This window comes from Bradyrhizobium sp. ORS 111 (assembly GCF_045571485.1).
GTDB lineage: Bacteria > Pseudomonadota > Alphaproteobacteria > Rhizobiales > Xanthobacteraceae > Bradyrhizobium.
Genome location: NZ_CP120701.1, coordinates 2050322 through 2076776 on the forward strand (window position 1 = coordinate 2050322; position 26455 = coordinate 2076776).

Below are 26455 nucleotides of genomic sequence, written 5' to 3' on the forward strand. Positions count from 1 at the left end.
GATGTCGGATTCGCAACAATCCTCCACCTCCATCGCAGAAGGAGCGCTAACTGACTGCAAACGCGTCAATTGTGATGCTTACACCGAGCTGGCACGCTGGTTGCAAAAGCTTTGGCCGAAGGCCGGAATCGTAACAGCAAACATCTGAAGGACATCAGCATGAGTCTCGCCACGACCCAGAGCATCGCAGAAATCAGGGCGCGAAACAAAGAGCTGATCGCCGAGGTGCTGAAAGTCTATCCGGAGAAGACCGCGAAACGGCGCGCGAAGCACCTTAACGTTCACGAGAGCGGCAAGTCGGACTGCGGGGTCAAATCCAACATCAAATCCATACCCGGCGTGATGACGATCCGCGGCTGTGCTTACGCGGGCTCCAAGGGCGTCGTCTGGGGGCCGATCAAGGACATGGTGCATATCAGCCACGGTCCGGTCGGCTGTGGCCAGTATTCGTGGGGTTCGCGGCGCAATTATTACGTCGGCACGACGGGCGTCGATACGTTCGTGACCTTGCAATTCACTTCCGACTTCCAGGAAAAGGATATCGTGTTTGGCGGCGATAAGAAGCTCGTCAAAGTCATGGATGAGATAGAGGAGCTGTTCCCGCTCAACAACGGCATGACCATCCAGTCGGAATGTCCGATCGGGTTGATCGGGGACGATATCGAAGCGGTCTCCAGAAATAAGTCCAAGGAATATGGCGGCAAGACGATTGTGCCGGTTCGCTGCGAGGGGTTCCGCGGCGTGTCGCAATCGCTTGGCCACCACATCGCCAACGACGCGGTGCGTGATTGGATATTCGACAAGAGCGGATCGAAAGGCGAACCGAAGTTCGAATCGACGCCTTACGATGTCGCGATCATCGGCGACTACAATATCGGCGGCGATGCCTGGTCATCTCGAATTCTGCTCGAGGAAATGGGCCTGCGCGTGATCGCACAGTGGTCGGGCGACGGGTCGTTGGCGGAGCTCGAGGCTACGCCGAAGGCAAAGCTCAACATTCTGCATTGCTACCGTTCAATGAACTACATCTCGCGTCACATGGAAGAGAAGTTCGGTATTCCCTGGTGCGAGTACAACTTCTTTGGCCCTTCAAAAATTGTAGAATCCCTGCGCAAGATCGCGAGCTACTTCGACGATAAGATCAAGGAGGGTGCCGAGCGGGTGATTGAAAAATACCAGCCGCTGGTGGATGCCGTGATCGCTAAGTATCGCCCGCGCTTGGAAGGCAAGACCGTGATGCTGTTCGTCGGCGGGCTGCGTCCACGTCATGTGATCGGTGCATATGAGGATCTCGGCATGGAGGTCGTCGGCACTGGATACGAGTTCGGTCACAATGACGACTATCAGCGCACCGCCCAGCACTATGTGAAGGACAGCACGCTCATCTACGACGACGTCAATGGCTACGAGTTCGAGCGCTTTGTCGAAAGGATACAGCCCGATCTCGTCGGATCGGGCATCAAGGAAAAATACGTGTTCCAGAAGATGGGTGTGCCGTTCAGGCAGATGCATTCCTGGGACTACTCGGGGCCTTATCATGGCTATGACGGGTTTGCGATCTTCGCGCGCGACATGGACATGGCCGTCAACTCTCCGATCTGGAAGAAGATGAAGGCACCCTGGAAAGATGTTCCGAGCCGCAATCTGATGGCTGCTGAGTGACGGAACAGATCTCCGCTCTCCGCCGGGAGCTGAGCGACATCAATCACGATATCTAAGAAGGGTCTTACTTATGCCGCAGAGTGCCGAACACGTGCTCGATCACTTCGACCTGTTCCGCGGTCCGGAATACCAGCAGATGCTGGACAACAAGAAGATGTTCGAGAACCGGCGCGATCCCGCCGACGTCGAACGCGTCAGGGAATGGACGAAGACAGCCGAATATCGCGAGAAGAATTTTGCGCGAGAAGCATTGACGGTCAACCCGGCGAAGGCCTGCCAGCCGCTCGGCGCGGTGTTCGCCTCGGTTGGGTTCGAAGGCACGCTGCCCTTCGTGCACGGCTCCCAAGGCTGTGTGGCCTATTACCGAAGCCACCTGTCGCGACACTTCAAGGAGCCAAGCTCCTGCGTCTCCTCGTCGATGACGGAAGACGCTGCCGTATTTGGCGGCCTGAACAACATGATCGACGGGCTGGCCAACAGCTATCATATGTACAAACCCAAGATGATTGCCGTCTCCACCACCTGCATGGCCGAGGTGATCGGCGACGATCTCAATGCCTTCATCAAGACGTCAAAGGAAAAGGGTTCGGTTCCGGCCGACTTCGACGTGCCATTCGCGCACACGCCGGCCTTCGTCGGTAGCCATGTTACCGGCTACGACAATACGCTCAAAGGCATCCTGGAGCATTTTTGGGACGGCAAGGCCGGAACAGCGCCGAAGCTCGAGCGCAGGCCCAACGATAAAATCAACCTCATTGGTGGTTTCGACGGCTATACAGTCGGAAACCTACGCGAGATCAAGCGCATCTTGGACTTGATGGGTATCGAATACACCATCCTCGCCGACAATTCCGACGTGTTCGATACACCGACGGACGGCGAGTTCCGGATGTATGACGGGGGCACCAGATTGGAAGATGCCGCGAAGGCGGTTCATGCCAAGGCAACGATCTCCATGCAGCAGTGGTGCACGGAAAAAACCCTGCCCTTCATCGCCGACCACGGCCAGGAAGTCATGGCCTTCAATTACCCGCTGGGCATTTCCGCAACGGATGAGTTGGTCATGACGCTGTCGCGCATCAGCGGCAAGACCATCCCGGAGGAATTGGCGCGCGAGCGCGGTCGTTTGGTCGATGCGGTCGCTGATTCCAGCACGCACATCCATGGCAAGAAATTCGCGATCTATGGTGATCCAGATCTCTGCTATGGGCTGGCTGCCTTCCTGCTCGAGCTTGGCGCCGAGCCGGTCCATGTGCTGTCCACAAACGGCAACAAGCCCTGGGAGGAGAAAATCCAGGCGCTGTTTGCGAGTTCGCCATTTGGGCAGAATTGCCACGCCTATCCAGGCCGAGACCTCTGGCACATGCGCTCGCTCCTGTTTACTGAACCTGTCGATTTCCTGATCGGAAACACCCACGGGAAGTATTTGGAGCGCGACACAGGCACGCCGCTGATTCGTATCGGCTTTCCAATTTTTGATCGGCATCACCATCACCGCTCTCCGATTTGGGGATACCAGGGCGGCATGAACGTGCTGGTGAAGATCCTCGACAAGATCTTCGACGAGATCGACAAGAAAACCAGCATCCTCGGCAAGACCGACTACAGCTTCGACATCATTCGTTGATCGATGCGCGTGCCATCGCCGGCGAAAGTCGGCGATGGAAGGACACGACCACCTGATCTTGCAGATAGCTTCGGTTGAGAGGGAAGATGTCGATGAGTTCTCTACCGGCTATGGTCCAGGGCATCTTTAACGAACCGGGCTGTGCCAGGAATGCCAACAAGTCGGATGCCGAGCGCAAGAAGGGTTGCACCAAGCAGCTGCAGCCGGGCAGCGCTGCGGGCGGCTGCGCCTTCGACGGCGCAAAGATCGCGCTGCAGCCTTTCACCGACGTAGCTCACCTGGTGCACGGTCCGATCGCGTGCGAAGGCAATTCGTGGGACAACCGGGGTGCGGCGTCTTCGGGCTCAAGCCTGTGGCGTAGCGGATTTACAACCGACATGACGGAAACCGACGTCGTATTTGGAGGCGAGAAGCGACTCTACAAGGCGATCAAGGAGATCGTCGACAAATGCGACCCGCCCGCCATCTTCGTCTATCAGACCTGTATTCCCGCCATGATAGGCGATGATATCGATGCGGTCTGCAAGTCTGCATCGCAAAAATTCGGCAAGCCGATTATCCCCGTCAATGCGCCGGGCTTCGTCGGTTCCAAGAATCTCGGCAACAAGCTGGCCGGCGAGGCTTTGCTCGAGCATGTCATTGGAACGCAGGAGCCGGAGTACACGACGCCGTACGACATCAATCTGATCGGGGAGTACAATCTGTCCGGGGAGCTTTGGCAGGTCAAGCCGCTGCTGGACGAACTGGGAATCCGCATTCTCTCCTGCATTTCAGGTGATGGCAGATACCGCGAAGTCGCCTCGTCGCATCGGGCGCGCGCGGCCATGCTGGTCTGTTCGAAAGCGATGATCAATGTCGCGCGGAAGATGGAACAGCGCTATGGCATCCCGTTTTTCGAAGGTTCATTCTACGGTATCCAGGATTCCAGTGATTCATTGCGGCAGATTGCGCGGCTCTTGGTCGAGCGCGGCGCAGCGGAAGAGCTGATTGCGCGTACCGAGGCGGTGATCGTGCGCGAAGAGGCGCGGGCATGGGCAGCCATTGAGCCGTATAAGCCGCGCTTCAAGGGCAAGAAGGTCTTGTTGATCACGGGCGGCGTCAAATCCTGGTCAGTCGTCGCCGCATTGCAGGAGGCCGGCCTCGAGCTGGTCGGAACCAGCGTCAAGAAATCCACCAGTGAAGACAAGGAGCGCATCAAGGAGTTGCTGAGACACGATGCCCATATGATCGAGGACATGCCGCCGCGTGAGATGTACAAAATGCTGAAGGATGCGAAAGCGGACATCATGCTCTCAGGCGGAAAGTCCCAGTTCGTCGCACTCAAAGCGGCGATGCCATGGCTCGACATCAATCAGGAGCGTTGCCACGCCTATCTGGGCTACGTTGGAATGGTCAAGCTGGTTTCAGAGATTGACAAATCGCTGTCAAACCCGATGTGGGAACAGCTGCGTCGACCGGCGCCCTGGGACGCGTTGGCGAGGGCGTTGCAGACGCATTCCCAGAGTCCTGACTCCGTCTCCGATCCGGCGCTCAAGCAGACGTCGCACCGCGCGAAGAAGATCTGCTTCTGCAATACAGTCGAGCTTGGCACGATCGAGGATGCCATTCGTTCGCGTGGCCTGACCAGCGTCGAGGCAGTCAGACAGCACACCAATGCGGTCGGCGGCTGCTGCAGACGCCGCATCGAGAACCTTCTGGCCTCTTCTCCGTCCGCAATGCAGGCCGCGGAATAGGACGCTGTCATGGCTACCGTCTCGATGCCGAAGAAGGCCTGCGCGGTCAATCCGCTGAAGATGAGCCAGCCGATCGGTGGCGCATTCGCCTTCATGGGGCTTCGTGGAGCGATGCCACTGCTGCACGGCTCCCAAGGCTGCACGTCGTTCGGGCTGACGCTGTTTGTGCGGCATTTCAAGGAGGCGGTACCGCTGCAGACCACCGCCATGAGCGAGGTCGCGACCGTTCTCGGCGGCTATGACAATCTCGAGCAGGCGATCCTCAATATCTATAATCGCACCAAGCCAAAGCTCATCGGGATTTGCTCGACCGGAGTGACCGAAACCAATGGTGATGATGTTGACGCCTATATCAAGCTGATCCGAGACAAACATCCGCAAGTCGCCAAGTTGCCTCTGGTCTATGTCTCGACGCCCGATTTCAAAGACGCGTTCCAGGATGGCTGGGAGAAGGCCGTGACGCGCATTGTCGAGGTGCTGGTGGAGCCGCGTGCGGTCAAGGCGCCGCGCAATCCCTCGCAAGTAAATGTGCTTCCAGGATGCCACCTCACGCCGGGTGATCTGGATGAACTCAGGGTCATGCTGGAGGATTTCGGGCTACAGCCATCCTTTCTGCCCGATCTGGCGGGATCGCTAGATGGGCATATCCCTGACGAGTTTACGCCAACAACCATCGGCGGCATTGGGGTCGACGAAGTCGCCAACATGGGCCGGGCCGGCTGGACCATCGCAATCGGTGCGCAGATGCGGCGCGCGGCGGAAGCCATGCAAGCCAAGACCGGCGTGCCATTTCGCCTGTTCGAGCGGCTGTGCGGCTTGATTCCCAACGACGAATTCATCGCGTTTCTGAGCGAAATCAGCGGTCGTCCGATACCACCGAAGTATCGACGCCAGCGCGGACAGCTCGCTGATGCGATGCTGGATGCGCACTTCCATATCGGCGGCCGTAGACTTGCGATCGGTGCCGAGCCGGACCTGTTGTTCGACCTGTCCAGCATGCTGCACGAGATGGGCGCGCAGGTGGAGGCAGCCGTCACGACGACACAGTCGGCGGTGCTAAAGAAGATCAGGACCAGCGAGGTGCTGGTTGGCGATCTCGAGGATCTGGAAACGTTGGCCAAGACCAGGAACTGCGATTTGCTGATCACCCATTCGCATGGCCGGCAAGCCGCGGCGCGGCTGAAGATTCCGTTTTATCGCGCGGGCTTTCCGATGTTCGATCGGATTGGCGCCGGACATCAATTGTCCGTCGGCTATCGCGGCACGCGCGACCTTATCTTCGATATCGCCAATCTCGTGATTGCCGACCGCGAGGAGAATCATCAGCCAACGCCGGATCGCTGGCGAATCTCGGCACTGCCGTCAAAGTCCGGCCGCCGTAATGGCTTCATCGAGGCGACAGAGAGGTCGATGGCATGAGAGTGGCATTCGCGACCCAGGACCTGAGGCGCGTTGACGCGCATTTTGGCTGGGCCAGAAACATTGTGATTTACGATGTCGCGCCAGGCGGGCACGTGTTTTTGAAGGCCATCCAGTTCGACGGCCATCTCAAGGAAGACGGCAACGAGGACAAGCTTGCGCCGAAGATCGAGGCAATCAAGGATTGCGCCATCCTCTATGTCGGTGCCATCGGCGGCTCTGCCGCCGCGCGTGTGGTGGCCAACAAGATCCATCCCATCAAGGTCAACAAGCCCGAGAACATCCTCGGGTTGCTCGAAAAGCTCCAGCGCGTCCTGAAAGGGACGCCACCTCCCTGGCTGCGGAAGGCCTTGGCGAAGGACCGCAAGCGCACGTTCGACCTTGACGAGTGAGGACGAGTTGACTGTGGCTGCAGAAACGGTGCAATCCGAAACCGCGCTCGACGCTCCGTTCGTCAAAGAACTGCTCAAGGTTTGGCGCGCTGAGGAGACCAACGCAGCGTGGGAGAGCAAGAGCGATCTCGAACTCCTCGAACCTTACGTTCTGGATAAAGCGAAGCGGCGTGAGTTGCCAATTGTCGGCGATCCCGATCCCGATACGGTCTGGCGGTTGGAGCTATTCTTCAATGCGGTCGCGCTCTCGATCGAAAAGGCGACCGGTGTGATGATCCAGCCGATGCTGAAGATGCACCATGAAGGTTTTGGCCGCATGGTGCTGATCGGCGGGCGGCTGATTGTGGTGAACAAGCAGTTGCGCGACGTCCACCGCTTCGGCTTCGACAATTTCGCAAAACTCGCAGACGAGGGAGGAAAGTATATCGGAGACGGGATCAGGATGATTCAGAAATTCCCTGACGTGGCGAATTATTGAGGGCGGCTCATGAGCGATCGTGAAACACTGAAAGCAGAGTTGAAGAGGCTGTCGGCTAAGGCGCTGCAGGCCAAAATGGATCTGCACGACCTTTCGGAGGAGTTACCCGTTAACTGGACCTCGATCATCGCGGTGGCGCGGAAGGCGCACGATGCCTACGCCGAACTCGAGCGCAAGAGCCAGGATCTGAAGCGGCTAGAGAAAGCTTAAAAGGATATCGGATCATGTCACTTACCACGCGCGACGGCCGGAACTGGACGCCGGACTACCTGAATTCAATCGACGCCAAGAAATGCATCGGCTGCGGCCGCTGCTTCAAGGTCTGTGGTCGTGACGTCATGACGCTGAAGGGGATCAACGAGGAAGGCGAACTTGTCGACCTCGACGATGATGACGATGAGATCGAGAAGAAAATCATGGTGATGAACGATCAGGGCGCCTGTATCGGCTGCGGCGCCTGCGCCAGGGTTTGTCCCGCCAACTGCCAGTCGCACGTCTGCGGCGCTGCGGCAGCGGCTTGAGCGCGCTGTGTCCAGCTCTCCCAGACGTCGCGCAATAGTTGAAGCAAATCCGCTCGCCTATCATTTCTAGCCGGCGCTGAAGGCAAGTTGCCCTTGTCCTATCGCACGAGTCGACTTTGGCCGATGAGCGCTCTCGGGCGAGCCCGGGCCGTCTGCAGAGTCTAAACAGCCCGGATTGCTGGTGATGCCATGGCCGGTGGACCGTCGTTGTGCGATCGGTAGCCCACGGCAAAGGCATCTGATGGCTAAGGCGCGCACGGTCGCAAAATCGACAGTGGCTCAATCACGACTTTGGCAATGAGGAAGCATCGTCATGTGGTCGGTGTCGTGGCATCAAGGATCGGTCAGGGCAACTTGAGATCAGCCCGGAGTGAGGCACGCGCCGGGGAACGAGCGCGTTGCCGATGAGTTTCGGTATGATGCTGAGAGCGTCCGGTTACATTTCAAAATCAACTGGTGTCGAGGCCTGCCTGTATCGGCGCTGGCACTTATGTTCGGATATCGTTGTCCTGGAGCCGTCTCGCCCGCTACGCTCAGTCAAAAGAGCAGCCGCCAATCGCCGCGTCGCCGCGATTGAGTAGCACCGATGTGCGCGACACTTGATGGCATCGTGTCAGGTTATTGTAAGCTAGGCCTTCTATCCCTGTCGGCGAGCTCGATCGGCACGGGCTCAGGTGCAAGAAACCATGCCGACAGGAAAGTTGAATCTGATGTATGGACGAATTGTTGGCTCATCGAGCCAGTCCGCCGGCGCTAGCCAAGCTGACGAAGCCGGTCCGTCGTCAGATAGTGGCCGCTTTGCGGATACGCTTGCAGGCATGCATCCGGGTAGTTCGTCGTCGGCTGCAACATATTCTCTCGATCCTCGCGCCCCGATCGTGGAGATCAAAAGGAGTTCCTGGAAAAGAGAGGTGAAAGCCTTTCATGGCAATGACATCAAGAGCATCGCTGAGAATCCACAAGAGTACTCCGATTTTGTATCCAAGAAAGCTGTTCGCACAGCAACGGTTGCTAAGCTGTACGGTGGCACTGACGAGGACGGAGATGAGACGCGATATTTCAGCTATCAGCTGGGAGACAAAAGTGTCGGGCTTCTCAGGACAGAAGGTGGATTCCGTATCAAGGCTGATCAATTTCGCGAGCAGTTTCCGGGGCGAAAGGGGATTACGTCTGTCGTCGACTTGAGGATCACGCATCCGCTCGTCGAGAACGCTGGCGACATCCTGCTGGAACATCAACTTCGGCTTGACGGCGAGCGCGCGTTGGTCATGTCGCGTCCTGCCCTTGCCGGTATGGAACCGCGTTTGGCAGAGATGGGTTTCGTCCACTTGGGTGACTTGGGTGAGCCACTGGGCAACAACTGCTGGGTGCTTGACCCTAACCACAGCGATAAATGGACGAAGAACTCCGAAGGGAAATGGCAGCGGGCAGGCAAACCTGAGATGTATCTTTCAAAGATGGAAAGCGGTGATGTCGATACAGAAGCAAGCAGCGAAGCCGAGCTGAGCGAAACGGATAGTGAGGCATCATCATCTGATGATGATCTTTCTTGGTATTTTCTGCAGAGGATGAATCTGGCCTGAGGAGGAAAGGCGGGAGCGCTCACCAGGGGCGAGCGCTCCCGCCTATGCCGCAGTCGCCGGCATGAATGCGACCGCACTCGCAAATTCCAGATGACTGCCACGGATGGTAAAGGAGGAGGGGATGTTCCGCTCAAGTCGAATCCATTTCGTCTCGAGCATGATCTGAACCCGAAGGTCGTGTCAGCGCAGAGTGCGCCGCGGTTTTGTCTCGCAACAAGCACGAAGCGGAGATCATACTCGAACAACAGCCCCTTGGCCAAACAGCGTCGGCTGCGCGACCGGCGCGCTCCTGGGCCTCAACCGCGGCGACCGCCGTCATGTTGAGCACATCGCGCGCCGTCACGCCGGGGGTGAGGATGTGAGCCGGCCGCGCCGGTCCGATCAGGATCGGGCCGACCGGCAAGGCATTCCCCAGCACCTTGATGGTCTGATAGGCGATGTTGGCGGCGTCCAGCGTCGGCATGATCAGGATGTTGGCCTCGCCCTCCAGCCGCGACTGCGGCAGCACGGCCTTGCGCGCGATCTCCGAGAGCGCGGTGTCGGCCTGCATCTCGCCGTCGGCCTCGATCTCCGGATGCCTGTCCTTGAGGAGCTGCGTGGCGCGGCGCATCTTGCGCGCCGAGTCGGTGTCGTAGCTTCCGAAGTCGGAGTGCGAGACGAAGGCGACCTTGGGCTTGAAGGCGAAGCGCTGGGCGTGAACCGCGGCCAGTGACGCCACCTCGGCGAGTTCCTCGGCGCTGGGATTCGGCCGAACCTGGGTGTCGGCGAGGAAATAGGCGCCCTTGGTCGTGATCATCAGCGACAGCGCCGCGTAGTCGCTGATCCCCGGCAGGAAGCCGATGATTTCGCGAACATGGCGCAGATGGCTCATGAAGCGGCCCTCGACCCCGCACAGCATCGCGTCGGCCTCGCCGCGCGACACCGCGAGCGCCGCGATGACCGTGTTGTTGGTGCGGACCACCGTGCGCGCCGCGTCGGGCGTCACGCCGCGCCGGCCGGCGACGTCGATATAGGACTGCACATAGGAGCGGTAACGCGGATCGTCCTCGGGATTGATCAGGTCGAAGTCGCGGCCGGCCTTGATCGCGAGGCCGAAGCGCTTGATCCGGGTCTCCACCACCGACGGACGTCCGACCAGAATCGGCCGCGCCAGCTTCTCCTCGAGCACCACCTGGGTGGCGCGCAGCACGCGCTCGTCCTCGCCTTCGGCGTAGATCACGCGCACCGGCTGGGTCTTCGCCTTGGCGAACACCGGCTTCATGGTGATGCCGGAACGGAACGCATAGCGCTGCAGCTCGGCGCAGTACTCATCGAAGTTCTTGATCGGCCGGGTCGCAACGCCGGATTCGATCGCGGCCTTGGCCACCGCCGGCGCGATGCGCAGGATCAGGCGCGGATCGAACGGGCTCGGGATCAGCGAGCCCGGACCGAACCCTGAGTCTCGGTGCTCTCGAAGCCATGGGCCACGGCGTCCGACGGCGGATCGCGCGCGAGCTGCGCGATCGCATCGACCGCGGCATGCTTCATCGCCTCGTTGATCGCGGTGGCGCCGACATCGAGCGCGCCGCGGAAGATGAACGGGAAGCACAGGACATTGTTGACCTGGTTCGGGAAGTCCGACCGTCCGGTGCAGATCATCGCGTCGGGCCGCGCCTGGCGCGCCTCGTCCGGCATGATCTCCGGCACCGGATTGGCGAGCGCCATCACCAGCGGCTGGTCCGCCATCTGCTTGACCATCTCGGGCTTGAGCACGCCCGGTGCGGACAGGCCGATGAAGATGTCGGCGCCGGGAATGACGTCCGCCAGCACACGCGCGTTGGTCGTCTGCGTATAGACCGCCTTCCAGCGGTCCATCGTGGTGTTGCGGCCCTCATAGACGACGCCGTCGATATCGCAGACCCAGATGTTCTTGCGCTGCGCGCCCATCGAGACCAGCAAATTGAGAGTTGCGATCGCGGCCGCCCCGGCGCCCGAGCAGACGATCTTCACATCGGCAAGCTTCTTGCCGTTCAGCAGCAGACCGTTGACGATCGCGGCCGCGACGATGATCGCGGTGCCATGCTGGTCGTCGTGGAACACCGGGATCTTCATGCGCTCCTTGAGCTGTGCCTCGATCTCGAAGCACTCCGGGCCGCGGATGTCCTCCAGATTGATGCCGCCGAAGGTCGGCTCCAGCGCCGCGACCGTTTCGACCACGCGCTCGATGGTGTCGGCCTTGATCTCGATGTCGAACACGTCGATGCCGGCGAACTTCTTGAACAGCACCGCCTTGCCTTCCATCACCGGCTTCGAGGCCAGCGGGCCGATATTGCCGAGGCCGAGCACCGCGGTGCCGTTCGACACCACCGCCACCAGATTGGCGCGGGCGGTCAGAGTGGCGGCCTCGGCCGGGTTGGTGGCGATCTCGGTACAGGCGGCGGCGACGCCTGGCGAATAGGCCAGCGCCAGGTCGCGCTGATTGGCGAGCGGCTTGATCGCCTGAATTTCGAGTTTGCCCGGCCGCGGCAGGCGGTGATAGGCGAGCGCCGCGTTGTGGAGTTCTTCAGACGATGACGACATGCACTCCCCCCTCGGCCCCGCACTGAAATTCGGTGGCCGGACGTAAGACTTAAGGCAAAAGCGGGATGACAGGTATGCCGCGAACGACCGCTGTATTCAGCTCATCCAGCAAGTAGTCGGCAAAAACCGGAATATGGACGGAAGTCCGAGGAAGTACGCTTGACGATAAAGCGTCCATGCTCGCGGGATTGATCTCCATCGCAGCCTTTTAGCGGTTGCGCATGCGATGCCCCAGATCGCGCAGAAAGGAGAGGCGATTCTTGCAGGGCTGACCGAACGGTGAGTGATGAAAGGCTTGTGACGAATGCGCAATAGGTCCAGCCAATCCTGTCTGTGCGATTTGCGGCCTCAATGACATTCCAACCCGCCGGGTCATGGGCGTCCATCTCGTGGTCGTCGGCGAGGATGGCAACCAGCAGTCGTGGTTCATCGCCATTTGTGCGCTGAAGCAAGAAGGTGCTTGGCCAATCTCAACGAATGACCGCATGACGGCGTCGCTCTGATTCATACGTGATCCGTCCTATGTGCGGTAAGCACGGCTTGACCTCCGAGCTCGGAACCGGCCGCTGCACCGAAGGCCCGTCTAGGATACCGCCGATCACGTCGCCAATCTTCGCGCCATCGGTGTGACGCCGCATGTGACACAGAACCAGGCCGTCACCAAAACCGGCAAGACCCGCAACAGCGCCATCGACGAACGAACCACGCGGCATCCGGGATATGGCATGTCGCAATCGCGCCGCGCGATGATCGAGTGCATCTTCGGATGGGGCAAGCAGCATGGCACCATGCGCAAGACCAAACATCGCGGCATCGCTCGCGTTGCCGCCGACTTCCTGCTCAATCTGATCGCCTATAATCTGATCCGCATTCCCAAACTGCTTGCCGCTTAGCCGCCTCTCGTCAGGGAGCGGCCAACCTCAGCCTAGCAAATTATATCCGACGCCACCGCGCCTCCCTCCAAACGACTGGCGAGAACAAGAAAGCTCCTCACCTCAACGTTCTTCAGCAGACTGCTAGAGGCAGAGAACTCGCGCCCGATTGCGTCGACGCTCGGCGAGGGCGGCATCTGCCCCGTCAGAGCTGCACCTTGCCGAGGACAACCTCTCTCGCGATGACTGAAACCAATTCGCGATGACTGGGTACTCAGACCGGCCGGTTTTCGTTACGGTTTTTCACGGGCTCCATCCTCTTCAATCCTTCTTCGTAGGAGATCTGCTCGTACGACACATCGAGATCCTTGGCTGCGTCGAGCAGGTAATCGAGCTTACCGCCTGTATTGAGCTTCTTGATGTCATCCTTGTTGATCCCGATCAGGTCCATCATCTCCTTCCAGACGGTGGATTCATCGCATGGTAGGATGTGGAAGGTAATATTGCCGAGCTTGGTTCGATATTTCGCCAACAGGTCGATGTTGTTGCAGAACATAAAGTATCTGCCAGCTGGGCTTAGCGCGCCGTCAAGGACCTCTGCGACGTCAGCAAGATATTCGAAGGAATGCAGATAGCCGGCCAGCACCGGAATCGTGCTTTCACCTTCTTGCGCGATCGTCAGAACCTGCTCGATCGAATAGTCTGGCGGCCGCTTCTCGTCCGCGACCTGGACCTGGAATTTCAGGGCGATGTCGCCGCGAAAGCCGAATCGGCCCGGCTTGCTGGTTTCGTCCTTGAGGACGGCGTTGAGCAGCCGCCCCTCCTTCTCAAGTCGGCCGAGTGCGGTGTTCTCGATTGCAGTCATTAAAATCGTCCTTGGTCGAAGCTCAATTACCGACGCCTTGGCCGGCGCGACATGCAATGCAAATTGCTTGCCGCCGCATGTGTGGCGTCTGTCCGCCGCAACATCTTGCGAAAGTACGTAAGCGTGCCGCGACGGCCGCATGAGCTATGTCAGCAAGCTGACATAGGTCTCAAAGCGAACGCGTGCGATTGAGAAAGGCAAGCGTTATCAGGCGTGTGCGTGCTGGCATGCGACTTGCCAGCCCACAGTCAGCCGTTCCCGGCAGCCAGGGGTGACTCGTGATCAATCTGACAGAGAGCGCAGTGAATGCGGTCAAGAACGCGATTGCCGCATCGACGCAGCCGGCAAGCGGCCTGCGCATCATGGTCGAGGCGGGCGGCTGCGCGGGGTTCAAATACATGATGGGCCTTGCCGGTGCGCCAGGGCCCGATGACACCGTGATCGAGCGCGACGGGCTCAGGGTGTTCGTCGACAATAAGAGCCATCAGCATCTGGTCGGCACGACAATCGACTTCGTGATGGCGCTCGAGAACCCCGGCTTCACATTCGATAACCCGAATGCGACGTCTAGCTGCTCTTGCGGCAAGTCCTTTGGATGATGGCACAAAAGAAAGCGAATCATGCTGATCGAGCCTGAGCAACTGAAGCAGCCGTCGGCCACCGAAACCGAGCGGGAGCTGGTTATTCGCGGCGTGATCGAGGAGATCCGTCCCCGTCTGCGGCGCGACGGTGGCGACTGCGAGCTGATCGATATCGATGGCGACAGGATCATGGTCCGACTAACAGGTGCCTGTGTGTTCTGCAAATTGTCCAGCGCGACACTCGAAGGCATTCAGGATCGCCTGGTCGAAAAGCTCGGTGGGCTGATCCGCCTGATTCCGGTCGCCGGCGCGCCCAACGCGCGCCATTGAGCGAGACCTGCGTGCCCATTTACCTCGACAACAATTCGACGACGCGAGCCGATCCATCCGTCGTCCAAGCAATGTTGCCGTTCTTCGCCGAACGGTTCGGCAACGCGTCCTCCAGCCATGACCTTGGCAGCGAGGCCGCAAGCGCCGTGAACCAGGCGCGCCGCAGCTTGCAGCAATTGTTAGGAAATGCCCATGAGCACGAAATCGCATTCACCTCCGGTGGAACCGAGGCCAACAATACTGCCATTCTCTCAGCGCTTGCGACCCAAGATGGGCGCGACGAGATTGTCACCACCTCTGTCGAACATTCCGCGATCCTTGCGCTGGTCGAGCAACTGGCGACAAGGGGCGTCAAGACGCATGTGATCCCCGTAGATTCGTGCGGCCGAATCGATATCGAGGCGTTTCGGCGGGCGGTTGGACCGCGCACGGCGATTGCGTCCGTGATGTGGGCCAATAACGAGACCGGTACGATCTTTCCAGTAGAATTTCTGGCTGGGTTGGCGCGTGAGGCAGGTGCGCTGTTTCACTGCGACGCGGTGCAGGCCGTTGGCAAGGTGCGCATCGATCTCAAGGACAGTGCGATCGACATGCTGTCGCTATCCGCGCACAAACTGCACGGTCCCAAGGGCATCGGCGCGCTTTATTTGCGAAAGGGTACGAAGTTCAAGCCGCTAATCTGGGGCGGATCGCAGGAGCGACGGCGCCGCGGCGGAACTGAGAATGTCCCCGGCATTGTCGGCCTTGGAAAGGCCGCAGAGCTTGCGGCCGAACGGCTCGAGCCGGAGCGGGTTCGCATTGGCGCATTGCGCGATCGTCTGGAACAGGCCATTTTGCATGGTGGCGACTGCACGGTGCTCGGCGATGTCGGCAATCGGCTATCGAACACGGCCGACATCGCCTTTGAACATCTCGACGGCGAAGCAATCGTCCATCATCTCAATCGTGCTGGCATTGCAGCCTCGCTCGGGGCCGCCTGCAATTCCGGCTCGATGGAGCCGTCCCATGTTCTGCGCGCGATGCGGGTGCCGGCGACGAGCCTGCGCGGCGCAGTGCGCTTTTCCCTGTCGCGTGAAACGACCGTCGAAGATGTCGATCAGGTCGTGAGTGTACTATCTGATATCGTGGCCCAGTTGCGCGCCATGCCGCGCGCGTGCGCCAATCCAGCCAGCGATACGGCATCATTCAGAAGGCTGACCTCATGAAAATCATGATCCGTCGCTCTCCCGAGGCGGGGCTGTCGATCTACGTGCCCAAGAAAGATCTCGAAGAGCCGATCGTGGAGTCCGAGTATGAAACGCTTTGGGGCGGCTGGATCAAAATAGCCAATGGCTGGGTACTGGACTTGCCCGAGATGGCGAGCGACACGCCGCTGCCGATTACAATCAACGCCAGGAAGCGTGGGGAGGACGGGGACAGCCGATGAGGGCGTCCCCGCGAATCGATTATGTCAACGCCGCCGATGCCGAGGCGGTTCTCACCGACGTCGCGGACAGCTTGAGAGATGGCAGCATCGTTCCCTATCTTGGACCTGACCTCGCCGCCTTGTCCGCTCCCCAAGTGCCAATGACGCCCGAAGCCTTGGCGGCGTTCTTTGCCAGCAAGGTGGCGGTGCCGCGCCGGGTCAAGGGCAATGCCTGGGCGTCGGCCCAGTACATCGAGAGCAGAAGGCATCGTTCCACGGTGACGGCGTTGATGGCGCAGGCGTTCGCCCTCCCGGTCGATCCGACGCCCCTGCATCATCATCTTGCGGCTCTGTCGGTGCCGATGATTGTCGATGTTTGGTACGATGGCGCCATGCGTGCCGCACTCGGCAAACGCGACGGATGGGGTGAGGTGCAGGGGGGCGTGCGCAGCGGCATAGGCGAGGACCGCTGGTATCGCTTTTACGATTCAGCGGGCAAAGAGGTTGATCGTGCCGCAGCCGGCAATTGGACGACAGTGCTGTACAAGCCGCATGGCGGCGCGCTGCCGGCCAAGAACTTCCTGATTTCGGAGGCTGATTACGTCGAGGTTCTCACTGAGATCGATATCCAGTCGCCGGTCCCCGACATCATCAAGGAAAGGCGGACCGGTGGGAGATTCCTTTTCGTTGGCTGTCGCTTCAACGACCAGCTGTTGCGTACCTATGCGCGCCAGATCACCAAGCGTTCGGCCGACATCCACTACGCGATCGTCGATCCGGACAGGCTTACGCGCAACGAGCTTCGCTTTCTGGTCGAGCAGGACCTGATACCACTCGCGATCGGGCTCCCGCGCGCGGTGGAGATATTGATCAGCTAGAGCATGACCCGGAAAAGTGTGATGCGGTCCTCCCGAAAGGATCATAGTTAGACCAGGCGCTAAAGCGCGATGAGAAGTCAGCTCAAACCCATCGTGCTTTAGGCGCTCGCAAAGCGGAGCCGGCGAGGCTCGACCCGCACCCCGGGGGCGAACGGCCGGGCTTGCGTCCGGAGAATCTCGGCGACTCACTTGGCGGACGATTGTGCTGACAAACGCCGGCTCTGCGCCAAATCGTTCGGCTTGTCGTTTTTCCAACACGTGCATCATCGTTGTCCTACAAACGGACGAGCCCGATCGCTCCAGCTAACTCATTGACGTGAAGAACAGATCCGGTCGTGTCAGCGATGGCACGCCGGTTGCTAACTCCTCGCTATGCTCGCCTGGGCCGGTCCAGGGAGCCGATCCGGCCCGCAGGGGAGAACCGAACATGAAGGCAGTGGCGGGAGGCGGAAATGGCGCCAATCATCCGGCGACGAGCAGCAAGATGCTGCCCACTGGCGAGCATAAGGGCTGCCGCGCCTCGGCGGCCGGAGGCAAGGCGAGCTGTGGCTCATATGCGGGTCAAGGCGATTTGCCGAGCGAAGTCTGGGAAAAGGTGAAGAACCATCCCTGCTACAGCGAAGAAGCGCATCATCACTATGCCCGCATGCATGTCGCGGTCGCGCCAGCCTGCAATATCCAGTGCAATTACTGTAATCGCAAATACGATTGCGCCAATGAATCGCGTCCCGGCGTGGTGAGCGAAAAGATCAGCCCTGAGCAGGCAGCGAGAAAAGTGCTCGCGGTTGCCGCAAACATCCCGCAGCTGACCGTGGTTGGCATCGCAGGTCCCGGCGATGCGCTCGCGAATCCCGTAAAGAGCTTCAGGACCTTCGACCTGATCGCAACGACCGCGCCCGACATCAAGCTGTGCCTGTCGACTAACGGGCTGGCCCTGCCTGACCATATCGACGCAATCGTCCGCTGCAAGGTCGATCACGTCACCATCACGATCAACATGATCGATCCAGAAATCGGTGCGAAAATCTATCCCTGGATATTCTTCAATCATAGGCGCTACACCGGGACCGAAGCCTCGAGGATACTCGCGGACCGTCAGCTTGAGGGCCTTGAGATGCTCGCGCAACGAGGCGTCCTGTGCAAGGTCAATTCGGTGATGATCCCGGGCGTCAACGACGAGCACCTGGTCGAGGTCAACAAGGCGGTAAAGTCGCGCGGTGCCTTCCTGCACAATATCATGCCACTGATCTCCGCGCCCGAGCACGGCACGGTATTCGGCCTCAATGGCCAGCGGGGGCCAACCGCGCAGGAATTGAAGGCACTGCAGGACACTTGTGAAGGCGAGATAAACATGATGCGGCATTGTCGCCAATGCCGCGCCGACGCCGTCGGCCTACTTGGACAGGATCGCAGCTCCGAGTTCACGGCAGAGAGGCTCATGACCATGGAGCTCAAATATGACTTTGAGACGCGAAAGGCCTACCAAGCCAACGTCGAGCATCAGCGCGCGGCAAAGGCCGCAGCCAAGCAAGAGGAGCTTATGGAATTGGCTGGCGAGATGAGCGATATCACGCTTCTGGTCGCGGTCGCGACCAAGGGCTCGGGCCTGATCAATCAGCATTTTGGACATGCCAATGAGTTCCAGGTGTACGAACTTTCGACATCCGGCACCAAATTCGTTGGCCACCGCAGGGTCGATCTCTATTGTCAGGCCGGTTATGGCGAGCAGGACAGGCTTGCACCCACCATCGCCGCCATTGGCGATTGCCATGCGGTATTCGTCGCGAAGATCGGCGGTTGCCCGAAGAACAGCCTGATCAATGCCGGCATCGAGCCGGTCGATCAATACGCCCATGAGTTCATCGAGACCTCGATGATCGCCTGGTTCAAAGCCTATCTCCGCAGGGTGCAAAGCGGTGAGATCCAGCATGTCGCACGCACGGCAATGCGAGATTCAGCGATGACCTCGGTGGCGTAGGGGAACTATCGATGCCGTTCAAGATCATCGCTTCGCAATGCACCGGCTGCTCAGCCTGCGAGCCGATTTGCCCGAACGTTGCGATCGTCGAGAAAGGTGGAATCTTCGCAATAGATCCGAAGAAGTGCACCGAATGCATCGGCTATTTCGACGATCCGCAATGTGTCGAGGTTTGCCCGGTCGACGACACCTGCGTGATCGATGTGTCATTGCCGCGCTACAAGGCACCGGGTTAACGGGATGAGACGATGAAGTTCAGGCCAAGCTGCGTCGGAGCGCAGTCGATAAGTTCCGTGCGGCGCGTTGATGGTGTCCCAGAAGCCCGCTTTCGGTTCGGATCAAGGGAACCGATCGCTCGAGAGCGTTCGTCGCGCGCATCGATGCTGCATCGGCCTCCGGGATCGGGTGTGCTGGTCGAGCCCAGTGCTGGTCAAAAGTTGCGCTTCGAGGCCGTGGACCGATTGTCTATTCGGCAGTGTCGCTGCCGATGTGATCGACGTGGCGGCGCAGTTCGTAGCAAGTCAATCGGAACCAGGAGCACCGCTGCCCAACGACGCAGAGAGCGCTCCAATAAACGAGCAAGGCCGACGATTACGCGGAACATTGCAGTCGACCCGACATGTTGCCGCAAGGGGGTGCAGATCATGCACACACAGCACGGTGACGACCTGCCGCGTGACGCCGAAGATCAACTGCGGTGGGCTGGACGTTACCAGGACGAGACAGCCGAAACTTACCTGTTGAAAGCTCAAGCGCTGGCCGCGGACCATGCCGTGGTCCGTTACCATGTCTGTTTCTACACGGCTCGGTTAACCCAAGCATTGGAGATCGCAAAGCCCTGTCTGCGCCGGATCAAGCGCGGAAACACAGGCGCCGACGGTTGGTTAACAGTCAGCGCGGCCGCGAGCGCTCTCGATCGCTATGAGACGCGCTTCTGTCGATTTTTGCTGAAGATGGTGTTCGGCAATCCGAATAACGGCTGTGGCAACGAAAATCTGCTCGAATTCGAACCCGCCGGCGAGGTCGGCGCCGGCGTTTGCCTTGGACGTTCCAGAACAGATGAGCAAGTGCGATGACGATTGACATCGGCGATGCCCTCGACTGGCTCGGGCATGAGATCGATTGCGGCGCCTGCCCTCATCGGTCGCTGAAGAAAGGGGGCGGCTGCGAGCCCTCGCACGCCTGCGTCCACGACAGGTACGCTCGCCGCATCGATCGCTTCTTCGAGCAGAACCCGGGGCTCGCCGACGGTTATATTGGCCACCCGTATTTCGAGGTGCGAGCGATTGTGGCCAGATACGCCAATCGCTTTCTATTGCTGCGGCTAATCAATGACGGGGATGAGACCGTGCGCTGGAACGCGGCGCAGCGGCTGCCCAGACGTTATGTCCTGCGTCTGCGCAACGATCCGCATCGCGCGGTCAGGATTGGCGTCGCGGCTTTGCTTGATGACGACGAACTGGTGCCGATGCTGTCGGACGATGACTATTACGTCCGTCGCGTCGTGGCATACCGGATTGCGCCGTGGCGGCTCGGATCACTGATGAATGACGAGGACACCGAGGTTCGCCGCATGGTGGCGCGACGTATTCCATACGATTGGCTGATGGCCATGGTGAACGACCCGCAGGCTTCGATCCGCCTCGAAATCGCGCGGCGACTGTCACCTCAGTCCCTGACCACGCTGCGGCGTGACCCTGATTGGCGTATCCGTTACGAAGTCGCGAGCCGCATTGCGGCCGACGAGTTGGCAGATCTTGTCAAAGACGAGGATAGCATGGTGCAGGAGGTCGCCCGCGCTCGGTTGACCGTCTCGTCCATCAGCCCACAAGGATGGCGAGCATGAGCAACATCGCTCGCGACAGTGACCTGGTTGAGCTGGACGGGCCCCCGGCCTTCAATTTCGGCGACAAGGTGCGGGCCAACCGCAATATCCGCAATGATGGCACCTATCCCGGCAAGGACATCGGCGCTCTCCTGGCCAAGAAAGGCGAGGTTGGTTACGTCGTTTCCATCGGCACGTTCCTCCAGCAATTCTATATCTACGGAGTCGAATTTCTTGAAACCGGCTACCGCGTCGGTATGAAGCGCAAGGAGCTCGATCCGGTCGGCATGCGCGAGGCGTCTGATCATCTGGCGCTGCCGAAAACGAGCGGATCATGACGGAGACGGGCCTTCCGAAATATCGATCAGGCCAGCGGGTCAAAACCGCGGTCGACCTCATCAATGACGGTTCTTTTCCCGATGCGCCGGCCGACGGACTCCTGCTCAGTGCCGGACGGATCGGAAACATCATCCGGGTCGCCATGCATACGCAAGCGGATGTGCCGATCTACATTGTCGATTTTGGTGGACAGCTGGTCATCGGCTGTCTCGAAGAAGAAATTGCGCTACTTTGAGGGGAGACTTTCGCGATGACTGCAGCGGTAGTGCGGAAGTCACAGACCGGGCTTGTTCCTCACCCGAACGAACTCGATCGCAAGCGGATCGAGCGCGCGTTGATCACCCGCAATCGCTATCGCTACGTCATGCCGAATGTGAAGCCGGTGAGGAGCGGCTATCTCGTCGAGAGTCCCTGCTGCTCGCACAATATCGACAAGGGCGGCGGCCTGATTGATATCGCGCTGGTCCATTATGATGTCGTGAGCGAGGTCTGGAAGCTTTTCTTCAAGAACCACGTGCGAGAGAGCTGGGAATTTTACAGCATTTTCCAACGGTTGACGTCAGCGATCGACGAGCTGAACGCGGATCCCGAGCGATTGTTCTGGCAATGATGCGGTCGGGGACCGTCATGGAGGAGCTACAATGGCGCTGGCTGCCGATGAACTGACCGAAATCGAACGGCTGCTTGCGGCGACTAGCGCCGATGCGGCATCGCTTGAGGCGTTGCGCCGTCGCTTTCCGAAGCTCGCCTGGATGCGCTGTGACGCGTCCGATGTGACGGAGCAGCCATTCCGGCGCTTCTTGGACTTCGATCTGCATCTCATCGATGGATCCGATCATTGCGTTCACATGACGGCCGACCCTGCAAAGGCAACCGGAATGCTGCTGGCGAGAAGGAATATTGGGCGGTGAGCGGTATTGGACTGGCGGAGAACCACAATAATTGTGCCGCCGACGCAAGGATGGATGTTTCCTTCGTTCCGCTGTCCGATCCCGATATCACAAGCGCCGAACTCTCTGCTGTGGAGGCGTTGCTGTGTTCGCCGCGGCTCTCGAACGGGCCGATCACCGATGAATTCGAGCAAGCATTTGCGAGTTATGTTGGCCGCAGCTATGCCGTTGCCGTGCCGAGCGGCACTATCGGTCTTCTGCTTGCGCTAAAGGCGCTCGGCATCGGGCCAGGGCAGGAGGTGATCGCCTCGCCCTACTCGTTTCGCGAGACGGTCCATGCGGTCAGTCTCGCAGGCGCGCGAGCGGTGTTTGCTGATATTGACTATTGGTCCGGAGCGTTGGTCCCGGCGAAACTCGAAGAGCGAATCACGCTCAACACGCGAGCGATCATCGCTGGGAATCCAAATGGCCATCCGGCACCCTGGTCGGAGCTGCGCGCAATCGCGCAGCGCCGCCGGCTGCTTCTTTTGGAGGATTCCACCGAGGCGATTGGATCAAGATATAGGGGCGAACTTGTCGGATGCTTTGGCGACGTCGCCGTTTTCGACTTTGCTCAGCCGTCGGCACTGAGTTGTGGCGAAGGCGGAATGGTGGTCACCGACGACATCGACTTCGCCGTTAGCCTGCGTCGCCACCGCGCCCATGGAGCAGATGAACGCTTCTCCGTCGTCGTCGGAAGCGCGCCGCCCTACCAGGCAGGCATGAGCGATCTCACAGCGGCCTTAGGACTTGCGCAGCTCAAGCGCCTTGCGGAAATTCTGGAGCGGCGGCGGCTGATCGAGCAGCTCTACAATGCGCATATGCAATCGTTTGAGGGCATCAAGCCGCCCTATATCGGCCCCGATGCGACCGAGGTGAACTGGTTTCTGTATTTGGTTCATCTCGGGACGCGCTTTACGCGATCGAGCCGCGATGCCATTGTCGACGATTTGCGCGTCGAGCAGGTCGAAGCTGTCGCCTACAGCCATCCGTTACATTTGCAGCCTCACTATCTTGATCTCGGCTATCGACGGGGTGATTTCCCGGTTACGGAAAAAATTGCCGATCGCGCCGTGGCTCTGCCATTTCACACTCATCTCTCGAACAAACAGATCGAGTTTATCGTGGAGACGATGAAGGATGCATCGGTCAATGTAGGCGCTGGCGCGGCCATCTACTGAGCTAGCCGCCATCTCATAAACCAGGCTGGGCAAGCATCGAATGATGATCACCGATTTGCCATTGCCCAAGACGGCGGGGTCGATTGCTGCGCATCTGTTGCCTGGCGCGGAGAATGCCACGTGAGGCAAATTGCGAGGGCGGAGCAGGTCGGCTCCAACGGGGCGTGGGGAAGAGCTCAGGAGGCGCTCAAAGGTCGGGCGCGAGGACAATGGCAAGCGCGAACGCAGCGTAGATGCCGCTTCGAACCCGCTGTTCGACGCGACGCTCAGCGCTTCGAAGCCCAGGGTGTCAGGGACCAATCTCCTGAGCGTTCGTCTCAAGCCTCGAAATTCGACCAAAAAAAGGAACGAGTATGAACGCGCAACAGGTCATCATTCACGTCCGATTCGCCCCAGACGGGACGGTGGCGCAGATCAGTGAGCGCCCCGCGAAGCTCACGCCAAACCAGTGGTTCAATGTTCTCAACGCGCGCGCAGGCCATGCCTATCGGCCGCTCGCTCGCGGCTGCGGGCTATTTCGGTTGCCGCGAACTGCGGTCGATGCCTTCAGACTGGAAGCTGTGAGGCGGCGATAAGGGATCAGCGACGATATGGCGGCTCGCGAGATCGACCTGTTTGCCGTCTGTCCTGCCGGCACCATTGAGCGGGGCGGTGCCAAGGGGTTTAGCCTGGCCCGGATCGACGGCGGCGGTGAGAGCCGGCCATTCCCAATTGTCGTCGTGCGGACGTTTGACAATGACTTTTTCGGTTATATCAATCGCTGCCCACATGACGGGGTCTGGCTCAACGTCGGCGGTGGCGAATTTTTCTCAGCGGACCGCTCTTTTCTTAGATGCGGCCGGCATGGAGCGATCTTCGAGATCGACAGCGGCTATTGCATCGACGGCCCCTGTAATGGACGCCTCCTCGAGCCGATCGCGATCACCGTGAAGGAGGGCGAAGTCTGTCTGTGTGGCGTCAAGCTGCTGGAGGACAATCGGCCTTCCGATTGGCTCGAAGACAGCGATGAAACCATGGCTATTGCGATCCATCCGGATTAGCCGGCGCGATCTCTCGACCGTTGATCAGGTCGTTCACGCGTTGTGTGACCAGCGGATGGAGCCACCCGTCTTGTCATTATCGACCCAAGTCTACCCGCGGAACTGCTTGTGATGCCATGAAAGCCAAAGGGGACCCGCGTGCGCCGGCGCAAGTCGTGTGGGCAGAATGCCCAAGCCGCAACGGTCGGGCCAGCCATGTTCCGATCGTCGAGCGCATTTGGCGGCCTCGCAAGGATCGGCCGGCTGATCGACGCCTGGCTCGCAGATGGAGTGAACGAAGCGAACTCATTCGCATCATGCACCGGGACGATATCGGCGGCACCAAGGAGGCGGCTAAGCGTTATCCCGAATGGACTGGCTGGCCCGAATTCAATCCTTGTTTGTGACGGATAGGAATGACTTCGACGAAAAAAGAAATGCCCTCGGCGGCCTTGGAGTCCCACCGAGGGCACCGTCTGGGGCAGGGAGAATGGGAGGCCCAGACTAACAGGACCGTTGGGGGCGTGAAATGACGATCCTGTATCGTAGATCCTTGGGAAAGTGACGCGACGGCTGCACCTGCGGCGATACGGGGAATAACCCTGCAAAGTACGAATCCTTCGTAAATGCACCGTCGCGATCGGCGCGATCGGTGAAAAGGCTATGTCCGTCGCGGGCCGTGGCTTCGATCATTGTTATGCTCGCCTCGCAAGATTGAATGCCGAGCTCATGAGATCCGCCACAAAGGTTTGAAGTGGACTTATTGACGCGCTGTGTCCCGGAATGAATCGAAGACAAACCAGATATCGATGTTTTTGATGCCGTCGACTTCGCTGTCCGCATTTCAGCGTCGGCTTCGATATCTCGCCACAGATGAGGTAACCGGGCATTGTCGGCCCGATGCCTGCCGTCACGCCGGGACATGGCTCGATCTGATGGATCAGGCCTCCTCGTCGTCGGTTTGGCAGAGAAATCAGGCTGACTAACATCCAGCGTTGTCATATGGTGACGTCCTCCATCAAGCGCACTGCAATTACGGTGCCACAGCGTGTGCTCCTGTGACGGATTAGCGCGTGACTGCGATTGCCGTCGTCGGTCTCGGCGTCCCGCGCCGATGGCTGAGTGACCTTGGCACCTTAAGCCAGCGCGTGCGCATGTTCGCGGTGAAGTGGCGGCAAGCGTCTTTCTGGGGCATGTCGTGGTAGCCGCAGGCCTTATGGAGAGGACGACAATCACGAGGATCGTTTTCCGATCCCGTCAGATGCTGTTGCAGGGGCCGGCTCATAGAGAAGGAGCGAGCGTTTTGGCTGACCTGGATCAGGCGTTGGAAGCCTGAAACGTGAGTGCGAAATCGGCGCTCGATGTGCGCGATGTCCAGCGAAAGACAACATTGCTGTCGCAAATCTGACAATGGTCGATAGTTGCAATCCGGCAAACCGAGGGCGATCGCCGCAGAAGTACACCTCGTGTCTTGGTGCGGAGCTTGCATAGAGAAGGCGGGGCGATGAAACAGACGAAGCGGAAGCAAGTAATGACAGGACGAGACGTTGTAACCTTGATCAGGAACGCCGTTCCAGACGGTGGAGGCGTCCGTGACTGATCGCTCGCCCGTCGACAATTGTTCTAGCATTCGGACCGTCCGCGTTTCTTCGCGGGCTGAAAAGACCGCCTGCCGCATCGGATCGTCTATGCGACGATCAATACGAAATTGCGTCGAGCGGCATGGGCTTCGACCCACAATTTCTTCAGATCAAGCGAACTGATCACGGGCAGGCGTATGAACGCAGAAACCAAGTTCGAACTTCCTCAGCTCTATAGGCATCATGTCTTCGCCTGCCACACCGAGCGTCCGCCCACTCATCCGCACGGCAGCTGCGTCACCTCAGGTGCGCAAGCCCTGTGGGATAGGATGGTCAAGTCGATCGAAACCCAAGGTCTCACCGATATCGGTTTCACGGCAACGAGCTGCCTCGGCTTTTGCAGCGCCGGTCCCTTGATGGTGGTCTATCCCGACGGCGTCTGGTATCGTGCGACCACGCCTGAAGACATTGACGAAATCGTAGAGTCCCATCTCAAGCGAGGCCATCGTGTCGATCGTCTCGTGATGGCGTTGAAACGGTAGCTGGAGGCTCGCTCGGCGGCGCGGACTGTCGGCCCGGTTTATCCATCGAAGGTCAGGCAACTCCGGATCATTGGACTCCCCTCCCTGGTTGGACGGCGAGGGGAGCCTCACATTCCCATTCAAGACCGCCGCGCGGACGGGCCGTGCTCTCCACTTT

Annotated in this window: 27 protein-coding genes and 2 pseudogenes; 27 read left to right on the forward strand and 2 right to left on the reverse strand. The window is 59.5% G+C overall.

Annotated features, from left to right (window positions below; translation table 11 throughout):
- Positions 1 to 159: 159 nt before the first annotated feature.
- The 9 genes from nifD (at position 160) to P6U30_RS09470 (ending at position 9415) form a co-directional block, all read left to right on the forward strand.
- Positions 160 to 1662, forward strand: coding sequence for a nitrogenase molybdenum-iron protein alpha chain (nifD, locus tag P6U30_RS09430; RefSeq protein ID WP_280973459.1), 1503 nt, complete (start codon positions 160 to 162; stop codon positions 1660 to 1662).
- A gap of 70 nt (positions 1663 to 1732) precedes the next feature.
- The gene (nifK, locus tag P6U30_RS09435) at positions 1733 to 3289 is read left to right on the forward strand and encodes a nitrogenase molybdenum-iron protein subunit beta (protein WP_280980793.1); all 1557 of its coding nucleotides are present in this window, start codon (positions 1733 to 1735) and stop codon (positions 3287 to 3289) included.
- A gap of 92 nt (positions 3290 to 3381) precedes the next feature.
- Positions 3382 to 5022, forward strand: coding sequence for a nitrogenase iron-molybdenum cofactor biosynthesis protein NifE (gene nifE, locus P6U30_RS09440; RefSeq protein ID WP_280978236.1), 1641 nt, complete (start codon positions 3382 to 3384; stop codon positions 5020 to 5022).
- Positions 5023 to 5031: 9 nt separating this feature from the next.
- The gene (gene nifN / locus P6U30_RS09445) at positions 5032 to 6441 is read left to right on the forward strand and encodes a nitrogenase iron-molybdenum cofactor biosynthesis protein NifN (protein WP_280973457.1); all 1410 of its coding nucleotides are present in this window, start codon (positions 5032 to 5034) and stop codon (positions 6439 to 6441) included.
- Positions 6438 to 6833: a nitrogen fixation protein NifX gene (nifX, locus tag P6U30_RS09450; protein WP_407169064.1), complete on the forward strand. Its 396-nt coding sequence runs from the start codon at positions 6438 to 6440 to the stop codon at positions 6831 to 6833. The genes nifN and nifX overlap by 4 nt, the downstream gene beginning before the upstream one ends.
- A gap of 7 nt (positions 6834 to 6840) precedes the next feature.
- Complete coding sequence (locus P6U30_RS09455) at positions 6841 to 7311, forward strand: NifX-associated nitrogen fixation protein (protein WP_280978235.1); 471 nt, start codon at positions 6841 to 6843, stop codon at positions 7309 to 7311.
- Between the two features lie 9 nt (positions 7312 to 7320).
- A complete protein-coding gene (locus P6U30_RS09460; protein ID WP_280973455.1) occupies positions 7321 to 7521 on the forward strand; it encodes a CCE_0567 family metalloprotein in 201 nt (66 codons plus the stop codon).
- 14 nt (positions 7522 to 7535) lie between these two features.
- On the forward strand, positions 7536 to 7832 hold the full coding sequence (gene fdxB, locus P6U30_RS09465; protein ID WP_280973454.1) for a ferredoxin III, nif-specific: 297 nt from the start codon (positions 7536 to 7538) through the stop codon (positions 7830 to 7832).
- Between the two features lie 686 nt (positions 7833 to 8518).
- Positions 8519 to 9415: a host specificity protein gene (locus P6U30_RS09470; protein WP_407151044.1), complete on the forward strand. Its 897-nt coding sequence runs from the start codon at positions 8519 to 8521 to the stop codon at positions 9413 to 9415.
- 231 nt (positions 9416 to 9646) lie between these two features.
- Here P6U30_RS09470 and P6U30_RS09475 read toward each other — a convergent pair.
- Positions 9647 to 11974 (reverse strand): annotated as a pseudogene (locus P6U30_RS09475) (NADP-dependent malic enzyme).
- A gap of 587 nt (positions 11975 to 12561) precedes the next feature.
- Here P6U30_RS09475 and P6U30_RS09480 point away from each other — a divergent pair.
- Positions 12562 to 12867: pseudogene (locus P6U30_RS09480) on the forward strand (transposase); the annotation flags it as partial.
- Between the two features lie 253 nt (positions 12868 to 13120).
- Here the strand turns inward: P6U30_RS09480 and P6U30_RS09485 are convergent.
- Positions 13121 to 13711, reverse strand: coding sequence for a hypothetical protein (locus P6U30_RS09485; protein ID WP_280978234.1), 591 nt, complete (start codon positions 13709 to 13711; stop codon positions 13121 to 13123).
- A 278-nt stretch (positions 13712 to 13989) separates the two neighbouring features.
- Here P6U30_RS09485 and P6U30_RS09490 point away from each other — a divergent pair, with 278 nt between their 5' ends.
- The 17 genes from P6U30_RS09490 to P6U30_RS09570 all read left to right on the forward strand — a co-directional run bounded on the left by P6U30_RS09490 (position 13990) and on the right by P6U30_RS09570 (position 26298).
- Positions 13990 to 14310 (forward strand): iron-sulfur cluster assembly accessory protein, encoded by a 321-nt coding sequence (locus P6U30_RS09490; RefSeq protein WP_280973451.1) that lies wholly within the window; start codon positions 13990 to 13992, stop codon positions 14308 to 14310.
- A 21-nt stretch (positions 14311 to 14331) separates the two neighbouring features.
- The gene (locus P6U30_RS09495) at positions 14332 to 14622 is read left to right on the forward strand and encodes a NifU family protein (RefSeq protein WP_280973450.1); all 291 of its coding nucleotides are present in this window, start codon (positions 14332 to 14334) and stop codon (positions 14620 to 14622) included.
- Positions 14619 to 15827, forward strand: a complete 1209-nt coding sequence (nifS, locus tag P6U30_RS09500; RefSeq protein WP_280973449.1) for a cysteine desulfurase NifS — start codon at positions 14619 to 14621, stop codon at positions 15825 to 15827. Before P6U30_RS09495 ends, nifS begins: the two co-directional genes overlap by 4 nt.
- The gene (gene nifT / locus P6U30_RS09505; protein WP_280973448.1) at positions 15824 to 16048 is read left to right on the forward strand and encodes a putative nitrogen fixation protein NifT; all 225 of its coding nucleotides are present in this window, start codon (positions 15824 to 15826) and stop codon (positions 16046 to 16048) included. The genes nifS and nifT overlap by 4 nt, the downstream gene beginning before the upstream one ends.
- On the forward strand, positions 16045 to 16905 hold the full coding sequence (locus P6U30_RS09510; RefSeq protein WP_407151045.1) for an SIR2 family protein: 861 nt from the start codon (positions 16045 to 16047) through the stop codon (positions 16903 to 16905). The genes nifT and P6U30_RS09510 overlap by 4 nt, the downstream gene beginning before the upstream one ends.
- A gap of 484 nt (positions 16906 to 17389) precedes the next feature.
- Positions 17390 to 18883 (forward strand): nitrogenase cofactor biosynthesis protein NifB, encoded by a 1494-nt coding sequence (gene nifB, locus P6U30_RS09515; RefSeq protein WP_407170410.1) that lies wholly within the window; start codon positions 17390 to 17392, stop codon positions 18881 to 18883.
- Between the two features lie 11 nt (positions 18884 to 18894).
- Positions 18895 to 19119 (forward strand): 4Fe-4S binding protein, encoded by a 225-nt coding sequence (locus tag P6U30_RS09520; protein ID WP_280973445.1) that lies wholly within the window; start codon positions 18895 to 18897, stop codon positions 19117 to 19119.
- Between the two features lie 408 nt (positions 19120 to 19527).
- Positions 19528 to 19959, forward strand: coding sequence for a hypothetical protein (locus P6U30_RS09525; RefSeq protein WP_280980792.1), 432 nt, complete (start codon positions 19528 to 19530; stop codon positions 19957 to 19959).
- Positions 19956 to 20729: a 4Fe4S-binding leucine-rich repeat protein gene (locus tag P6U30_RS09530; protein ID WP_280973443.1), complete on the forward strand. Its 774-nt coding sequence runs from the start codon at positions 19956 to 19958 to the stop codon at positions 20727 to 20729. The genes P6U30_RS09525 and P6U30_RS09530 overlap by 4 nt, the downstream gene beginning before the upstream one ends.
- On the forward strand, positions 20726 to 21046 hold the full coding sequence (locus tag P6U30_RS09535; protein WP_407152468.1) for a nitrogen fixation protein NifZ: 321 nt from the start codon (positions 20726 to 20728) through the stop codon (positions 21044 to 21046). Before P6U30_RS09530 ends, P6U30_RS09535 begins: the two co-directional genes overlap by 4 nt.
- A complete protein-coding gene (locus P6U30_RS09540; protein WP_280973441.1) occupies positions 21043 to 21282 on the forward strand; it encodes a nitrogen fixation protein NifZ in 240 nt (79 codons plus the stop codon). The genes P6U30_RS09535 and P6U30_RS09540 overlap by 4 nt, the downstream gene beginning before the upstream one ends.
- A 15-nt stretch (positions 21283 to 21297) precedes the next feature.
- Complete coding sequence (locus P6U30_RS09545) at positions 21298 to 21657, forward strand: DUF3024 domain-containing protein (RefSeq protein WP_280973440.1); 360 nt, start codon at positions 21298 to 21300, stop codon at positions 21655 to 21657.
- Positions 21658 to 21688: 31 nt separating this feature from the next.
- On the forward strand, positions 21689 to 21958 hold the full coding sequence (locus P6U30_RS09550) for a DUF6129 family protein (protein ID WP_280973439.1): 270 nt from the start codon (positions 21689 to 21691) through the stop codon (positions 21956 to 21958).
- Between the two features lie 50 nt (positions 21959 to 22008).
- Entirely contained in the window at positions 22009 to 23157 is a 1149-nt protein-coding gene (locus P6U30_RS09555; protein WP_280978232.1) for a DegT/DnrJ/EryC1/StrS aminotransferase family protein, read from the forward strand.
- A gap of 590 nt (positions 23158 to 23747) precedes the next feature.
- Complete coding sequence (locus P6U30_RS09560) at positions 23748 to 24197, forward strand: Rieske (2Fe-2S) protein (protein WP_407169065.1); 450 nt, start codon at positions 23748 to 23750, stop codon at positions 24195 to 24197.
- Between the two features lie 1052 nt (positions 24198 to 25249).
- Complete coding sequence (locus P6U30_RS09565) at positions 25250 to 25381, forward strand: hypothetical protein (RefSeq protein ID WP_407169066.1); 132 nt, start codon at positions 25250 to 25252, stop codon at positions 25379 to 25381.
- A gap of 572 nt (positions 25382 to 25953) precedes the next feature.
- The gene (locus P6U30_RS09570; protein ID WP_280980786.1) at positions 25954 to 26298 is read left to right on the forward strand and encodes a ferredoxin; all 345 of its coding nucleotides are present in this window, start codon (positions 25954 to 25956) and stop codon (positions 26296 to 26298) included.
- Positions 26299 to 26455: the final 157 nt, after the last annotated feature.

Excerpts from the sequence above, each read along its gene's own strand:
- nifN (WP_280973457.1), top strand. The coding sequence starts at position 5,032 with ATGGCTACCGTCTCGATGCCGAAGAAGGCCTGCGCGGTCAATCCGCTG.
- P6U30_RS09520 (WP_280973445.1), top strand. The coding sequence starts at position 18,895 with ATGCCGTTCAAGATCATCGCTTCGCAATGCACCGGCTGCTCAGCCTGC.
- fdxB (WP_280973454.1), top strand. The coding sequence starts at position 7,536 with ATGTCACTTACCACGCGCGACGGCCGGAACTGGACGCCGGACTACCTG.
- P6U30_RS09555 (WP_280978232.1), top strand. The coding sequence starts at position 22,009 with ATGGATGTTTCCTTCGTTCCGCTGTCCGATCCCGATATCACAAGCGCC.
- nifX (WP_407169064.1), top strand. The coding sequence starts at position 6,438 with ATGAGAGTGGCATTCGCGACCCAGGACCTGAGGCGCGTTGACGCGCAT.
- nifT (WP_280973448.1), top strand. The coding sequence starts at position 15,824 with ATGAAAATCATGATCCGTCGCTCTCCCGAGGCGGGGCTGTCGATCTAC.
- nifK (WP_280980793.1), top strand. The coding sequence starts at position 1,733 with ATGCCGCAGAGTGCCGAACACGTGCTCGATCACTTCGACCTGTTCCGC.
- nifD (WP_280973459.1), top strand. The coding sequence starts at position 160 with ATGAGTCTCGCCACGACCCAGAGCATCGCAGAAATCAGGGCGCGAAAC.
- P6U30_RS09550 (WP_280973439.1), top strand. The coding sequence starts at position 21,689 with ATGGCGCTGGCTGCCGATGAACTGACCGAAATCGAACGGCTGCTTGCG.
- P6U30_RS09540 (WP_280973441.1), top strand. The coding sequence starts at position 21,043 with ATGACGGAGACGGGCCTTCCGAAATATCGATCAGGCCAGCGGGTCAAA.
- P6U30_RS09460 (WP_280973455.1), top strand. The coding sequence starts at position 7,321 with ATGAGCGATCGTGAAACACTGAAAGCAGAGTTGAAGAGGCTGTCGGCT.
- P6U30_RS09510 (WP_407151045.1), top strand. The coding sequence starts at position 16,045 with ATGAGGGCGTCCCCGCGAATCGATTATGTCAACGCCGCCGATGCCGAG.
- P6U30_RS09470 (WP_407151044.1), top strand. The coding sequence starts at position 8,519 with ATGCCGACAGGAAAGTTGAATCTGATGTATGGACGAATTGTTGGCTCA.
- nifB (WP_407170410.1), top strand. The coding sequence starts at position 17,390 with ATGCTGCCCACTGGCGAGCATAAGGGCTGCCGCGCCTCGGCGGCCGGA.
- P6U30_RS09495 (WP_280973450.1), top strand. The coding sequence starts at position 14,332 with ATGCTGATCGAGCCTGAGCAACTGAAGCAGCCGTCGGCCACCGAAACC.
- P6U30_RS09560 (WP_407169065.1), top strand. The coding sequence starts at position 23,748 with ATGGCGGCTCGCGAGATCGACCTGTTTGCCGTCTGTCCTGCCGGCACC.
- P6U30_RS09530 (WP_280973443.1), top strand. The coding sequence starts at position 19,956 with ATGACGATTGACATCGGCGATGCCCTCGACTGGCTCGGGCATGAGATC.
- nifE (WP_280978236.1), top strand. The coding sequence starts at position 3,382 with ATGAGTTCTCTACCGGCTATGGTCCAGGGCATCTTTAACGAACCGGGC.
- P6U30_RS09545 (WP_280973440.1), top strand. The coding sequence starts at position 21,298 with ATGACTGCAGCGGTAGTGCGGAAGTCACAGACCGGGCTTGTTCCTCAC.
- P6U30_RS09485 (WP_280978234.1), bottom strand. The coding sequence starts at position 13,711 with ATGACTGCAATCGAGAACACCGCACTCGGCCGACTTGAGAAGGAGGGG.
- P6U30_RS09525 (WP_280980792.1), top strand. The coding sequence starts at position 19,528 with ATGCACACACAGCACGGTGACGACCTGCCGCGTGACGCCGAAGATCAA.
- P6U30_RS09535 (WP_407152468.1), top strand. The coding sequence starts at position 20,726 with ATGAGCAACATCGCTCGCGACAGTGACCTGGTTGAGCTGGACGGGCCC.
- P6U30_RS09570 (WP_280980786.1), top strand. The coding sequence starts at position 25,954 with ATGAACGCAGAAACCAAGTTCGAACTTCCTCAGCTCTATAGGCATCAT.